This is a genomic window from Martelella sp. UBA3392, assembly GCF_002358775.1.
In the GTDB taxonomy this organism is placed as follows: Bacteria; Pseudomonadota; Alphaproteobacteria; order Rhizobiales; family Rhizobiaceae; genus Martelella; species Martelella mediterranea.
In genome coordinates, this window is sequence record NZ_DEPM01000062.1 from 7,232 (window position 1) to 12,425 (window position 5,194).

At 63.6% G+C, this 5,194-nt stretch carries 5 protein-coding genes; 2 read left to right on the forward strand and 3 right to left on the reverse strand.

Translation table 11 applies throughout. From position 1 onward, the window contains the following. Positions 1-59: 59 nt before the first annotated feature. Entirely contained in the window at positions 60-1,403 is a 1,344-nt protein-coding gene (locus tag B4E36_RS04645) for a bifunctional folylpolyglutamate synthase/dihydrofolate synthase (protein WP_292055428.1), read from the forward strand. 6 nt (positions 1,404-1,409) lie between these two features. On the opposite strand, the gene B4E36_RS04650 is transcribed toward B4E36_RS04645, so the two are convergent. Beyond that, complete coding sequence (locus tag B4E36_RS04650; protein WP_230722134.1) at positions 1,410-1,913, reverse strand: MmcB family DNA repair protein; 504 nt, start codon at positions 1,911-1,913, stop codon at positions 1,410-1,412. Between the two features lie 162 nt (positions 1,914-2,075). On the opposite strand from B4E36_RS04650, the gene B4E36_RS04655 reads away from it, so the two are divergent. Continuing rightward, positions 2,076-2,717, forward strand: a complete 642-nt coding sequence (locus tag B4E36_RS04655) for a L,D-transpeptidase (RefSeq protein ID WP_292055427.1) — start codon at positions 2,076-2,078, stop codon at positions 2,715-2,717. Between the two features lie 135 nt (positions 2,718-2,852). Here the strand turns inward: B4E36_RS04655 and ahcY are convergent, their stop codons facing one another. Beyond that, positions 2,853-4,253: an adenosylhomocysteinase gene (gene ahcY / locus B4E36_RS04660; RefSeq protein ID WP_230721466.1), complete on the reverse strand. Its 1,401-nt coding sequence runs from the start codon at positions 4,251-4,253 to the stop codon at positions 2,853-2,855. Positions 4,254-4,392: 139 nt separating this feature from the next. Then, a partial coding sequence (locus B4E36_RS04665; RefSeq protein ID WP_345900043.1) for an FGGY-family carbohydrate kinase occupies positions 4,393-5,194 on the reverse strand: 802 nt, incomplete at its 5' end.

The window sequence follows — 5,194 nt, forward strand, 5'->3', positions numbered from 1 at the left end:
CGGATGATAAGGGCGCGCGAACGCCACGGGCGGGATAGGCCCGCAGAATCGGATCAATCATGGATAACCCCTCATTCGGCGCCGCCGAGCGCGTGATCGAGCACCTGATGCAACTGCATCCCAAGGGCTTCGATCTGTCGCTGGATCGCATCCGGGTGCTTCTCGAAAAGCTCGGCAATCCGCATCTCTCCCTGCCGCCGGTGATCCATATCGCCGGCACCAACGGCAAGGGTTCGACCACCGCTTTCTGCCGGGCTCTGCTGGAGGCTTCGGGACTTTCCGTCCATGTCCACTCCTCGCCGCATCTGGTGCGCTGGCACGAGCGGTTCCGCATCGGCGGGCCGGGCGGGGCGAGCGGCTATGTCGATGATCAGCTTCTGGCCGAGACGCTGCGGCGGGTCGAGGCGGCGAATGAGGGTGCCAAGGCGACCGTGTTCGAAATGCTGACTGCGGCAGCCTTCGTTCTGTTTGCGGAAATTCCGGCCGATGTGGTGATCCTGGAGGTCGGGCTTGGCGGTCGCTACGATGCCACCAATATCATCGAAAAGCCGGCCGTTTCCGTGGTGATGCCGATCTCGCTCGATCATCAGGCCTATCTCGGCGACCGGGTGGAGCTGATCGCGGCCGAGAAGGCGGGGATCATGAAGCCGGGCGTGCCGGTGGTGATCGGCCAGCAGGAATACGAGGCGGCGGAAGAGGTGCTGATCGCCAGCGCCGACAGGCTCGGCTGTCCGCTGCATGTCTATGGTCAGGATTTCTCCGCCCATGAGGAGCATGGCCGGCTGGTCTATCAGGATGGCGACGGGCTGATGGACCTGCCGCTGCCGGCGCTTCCGGGCCGGCATCAATATGCCAATGCCGCCGCCGCGATCTCGGCGGTCAAGGCCGCCGGCTTCGCGCTGGAGGAAAAGGCCGTCGAAACCGCCATGGGCTCCGTGTTCTGGCCGGCGCGTCTGCAGCGGCTGACGACGGGCGATCTGGTGACAGCGGCGCCCGCGGGTTCGGAAATCTGGCTCGACGGCGGCCACAACCCCGGCGCCGGCGAGGTGATTGCCGAGGCGTTGGCGGGGTTCGAGGAGCGCGACCCGCGCCCGCTCTATCTGGTGATCGGCATGATCAACACCAAGGACCCGTTCGGTTTCTTCGAGCATTTCGCCGGCCTTGCGACCTATGTCTATTGCGCGCCGATCAGGGGCACGGAGGCCTTCATCGATCCGGTCGCGCTGGCCTCCTCGGCGGCGGATGCCGGGCTTTCGGCCGAGCCCGTCTCCTCGATCGGTGAGGCGCTGGCCGCGATCTGCATGCGCGCGCGCGCCGATCAGCCGCCGCCGCGCATCCTGATCGGCGGTTCGCTCTATTTCGCCGGCAATGCGCTCGCCGACAACGGCACGCCGCCGCTTTAAACCCTCTCAGATTCGGACGTCCACGCCCTCCGCTTCCAGCTTTTCCAATACCAGCTCGGCATAGGTCAGCCGGTCGGCGGCGTTGCGGGCGAAGGCGAGGGTCAACACCTTGCGGCGGGCGGGCGCCAGCCTGTGTTCGGGGGCGGGGCGGATCATCTCGGCGCCGTAACGGTCCGCCAAGAGCAGGCCGCACTCCTCGGGAAAGATTTCGAGCGGCACATCGGCATGGGTGGCGAAGAACAGCCGGTCGCAAAAATCGCGATATTCCGGCCATTTCCGGTCGACGCGGAAATCCTCGATCGAGGTCTTGATCTCGATGATCCAGATCTCCCCCTTTTCCGAAAGGCAGATCAGGTCGGCCCGCCGTCCGCTTCGAAGCGTCATCTCGGCGATCGCGGAAACGCGCATGTGTTTCAGCAGATGCTGGACGCCGCGCCGGACCATGATGGCACGATCCGACTGGCGGCCGTCCGCCGTCGGGTTTTTTCCATGCAGATCGACAATCGCCATGGAACTTCCTTTCATGCGATGCATTTTCACAACAGCTCCGCCCCCTTGGGGCGCGATCTAAACCTCCGATCCACGCCAGAGCTTGTGTTGCAACCAATTCTTAACCATAAGCTTCTATCAATTGACCATTATCACCTTTTGTTCCACGCCGTGAGACCGTCCATGCACATTCGATCCCTTTTTCTGGCAATCTCGCTGACGAGCCTGCTTGCAGCCGCCGGCTGCACCACCACGAACAGTTCGTCGACGACGATGGCGCCGATCTCCGCCTATGCGGCCACGAATGACAATGGCGTGGACCTGCCGCGCGTGCCGATCACGCAGGTCGACGACAAGTATCGCCGCCAGATCATCAATTACGAGACGGATGAAGCCCCCGGCACCATCATCGTCGATACCAAGCAGCGGCTGCTTTATCTGGTGCTGGAGGACGGCAAGGCCGTGCGCTACGGCATCGGCGTCGGCCGCGACGGCTTCCGCTGGTCGGGCGAGGCCTATATCGGCCGCCGCGCCGAATGGCCTACATGGTATCCGCCGCAGGCGATGATCAAGCGCCAACCGGAGCTGAAGGAATATGCCGGCGGCATGGATGCCGGCATCATGAACCCGCTCGGGGCCCGCGCGCTCTATCTCTACAAGAACGGCAATGACACGCTGTTCCGCATCCACGGCAATCCGGACTGGACCTCGATCGGCCAGGCCGTGTCTTCCGGCTGCATCCGCATGATCAACCAGGACATCATCGACCTCTACGCCCGAGTCGACCCCGACAAGCGCACCAAGGTGGTTGTGCTCGAAGGCTGAGCGGGGATAGCGTTCGGCTCAGGCCCGGGCGTGTCGCGAGAAAAGCGAGATTCCGATAAAAAAAGGCGGCTCCCATACGGGGCCGCCTTTCGTTCTTGTGGCTGGTGCGGGCCGCCGGTGGCCCCGCAAATGGCCTCAATAGCGGTAATGTTCCGGCTTGAACGGGCCTTCCGGCGTGACGCCGATATAGGCCGCCTGTTCTTCCGACAGCACCGTCAGCTTGGCGCCGAGCTTGTCGAGGTGGAGGCGCGCGACCTTTTCGTCGAGGTGCTTCGGCAGAACGTGAACCGTGTTCTCATACTTGGCGTGGTTCTGGAAGATTTCCATCTGGGCCAGAACCTGGTTGGTGAACGAGGCCGACATCACGAAGGAGGGGTGGCCGGTGGCGTTGCCGAGGTTCAGCAGGCGACCTTCCGAAAGCAGCAGGATGCGCTTGCCGTCGGGGAAGGAAATCATGTCGACCTGCGGCTTCACATTGGTCCAGGTGTAGTTGCGCAGCGAGGAAATCTGGATCTCGTTGTCGAAATGGCCGATATTGCCGACGATCGCCATATCCTTCATCTCGCGCATATGCTCGATGCGGATGATGTCCTTGTTGCCGGTGGTGGTGACGAAGATATCGGCACTCGCGACCACGTCTTCCAGCAGTACGACCTCATAGCCGTCCATCGCCGCCTGCAACGCGCAGATCGGATCGGCTTCCGTGACCTTCACGCGCGCGCCGGCGCCCGAAAGCGAGGCGGCGGAGCCCTTGCCGACATCGCCGTAACCGCAGACGACGGCCACCTTGCCGGCCATCATCACATCGGTGGCGCGGCGGATGCCGTCGACCAGCGATTCCTTGCAGCCATATTTGTTGTCGAATTTCGACTTGGTGACGGAATCATTGACGTTGATCGCCGGGAACGGAAGTTGGCCCTTTTTGGCAAGCTGATAGAGCCGGTTGACGCCGGTGGTGGTTTCCTCGGTCACGCCGAGAAGCGCCTCGCGCTGCTTTGTGAAGAAGCCGGGAGAGGCTTCCATGCGCTTCTTGATCTGCGCGAACAGCACTTCCTCTTCCTCGGAACCCGGCTTGGACAGCACGTCCTCGCCGGCCTCGGCGCGCGCGCCGATCAGGATATACATGGTGGCGTCGCCGCCATCATCGAGGATCATGTTCGACTGGCCGCCATCGGCCCACTGGAAGATCTGGTCGGTATAGGTCCAGTATTCGGCGAGCGTCTCGCCCTTGACGGCGTAGACCGGAATGCCGGCGGCGGCGATCGCGGCGGCGGCATGGTCCTGAGTGGAGAAGATGTTGCAGGAGGCCCAGCGGACCTCGGCTCCGAGCGCCGTCAGCGTCTCGATCAGCACGGCGGTCTGGATCGTCATGTGTAGCGAGCCGGAAATGCGCGCGCCCTTCAGCGGCTGGCTCTCGCCGAATTCCGCGCGCGCGGCCATCAGGCCCGGCATTTCGGTTTCGGCGATGTCGATTTCCTTGCGACCGTAATCGGCCAGCGCGATATCGGCGACGAGATAGTCGTTTGTGGTGCTCATCTGAAACTCCGGAAACATTTCGGCATGACGAGCGCGACCGGCACCCGCAATTTGCCTGTTCATCTGTTCCGTTCGTATCAGCCTTGGCGAAAACTGGCAAGAAAGACATAAAGGTTTGTTTATGTCTTTCTGTCGCCACTTATGCGAGGGTCTTGAGTTCGTTGCGGCAGGCCTGCAGGATTTCCAGCCGGCGATACTGGCGGGCATAGTAATCCGCAAGGTTCGGATCGGGCGCGATCTCCACCGGCATCGCCTGCATGGCGCGCGCGGCCGCTCCGAGATCGGGGGCGAGACGCGCGGCGGTTGCGGCGTGGATGGCGGAACCGAGCAAAACGACGTCCTCGGTCGGCGAGACCATCACAGGAAGGCCGGTGGCATCGGCGTAAAGCCGGGTGAGCAGCGGATTGCGCCTGTGGCCGCCGGCCAAATGCAGGCGCGTTGCGGCGATGTCGTTCTCGGACAGCAGGGCAAGGATTTGGCGGAGCGACAGGGCGATCGCCACCGAGGCGCGCCAGTAGAGCCGGCAGAGCCCGTCGAAACTGCCGTCAAGCGTCAGCCCGGCGACCATGCCGGTCATCGAGGCGTCGGCGAAGGGCGAACGGCTGCCGTGAAAATCCGGCAGGATATCGAGCCCGTCGGCAAAGCCCGGGCCGCGCTTTTGCAGCATTTCCTCGATTCGGGCGATCACCCTTCCATGCTGTTCCTCAGTGGCGGTGCCGCCGGCACTGTGGACCTCCAGCAGATGGTTGAGCAGGCCGCCGGTGGCCGACTGGCCCGCCTCGAACAGCCATCGCGCCGGGTAGAGCGCGGAAAAATAAGGCCCCCAGAGGCTTGGCGCGAAGACGGGCCGGCTTTCATAGCCGACGATGCAGCTCGACGTGCCGCCGATGAGCGCCAGTTCGCCATCGGCCTTGCGGTCGGGCGGCGGCAGCGCGCCGAGC

What these genes read in the sequence shown, in the direction of transcription:
- B4E36_RS04645 (WP_292055428.1), top strand. Translation starts at nt 60, where the DNA reads ATGGATAACCCCTCATTCGGCGCCGCCGAGCGCGTGATCGAGCACCTG.
- B4E36_RS04650 (WP_230722134.1), bottom strand. Translation starts at nt 1,913, where the DNA reads ATGGCGATTGTCGATCTGCATGGAAAAAACCCGACGGCGGACGGCCGC.
- B4E36_RS04655 (WP_292055427.1), top strand. Translation starts at nt 2,076, where the DNA reads ATGCACATTCGATCCCTTTTTCTGGCAATCTCGCTGACGAGCCTGCTT.
- ahcY (WP_230721466.1), bottom strand. Translation starts at nt 4,253, where the DNA reads ATGAGCACCACAAACGACTATCTCGTCGCCGATATCGCGCTGGCCGAT.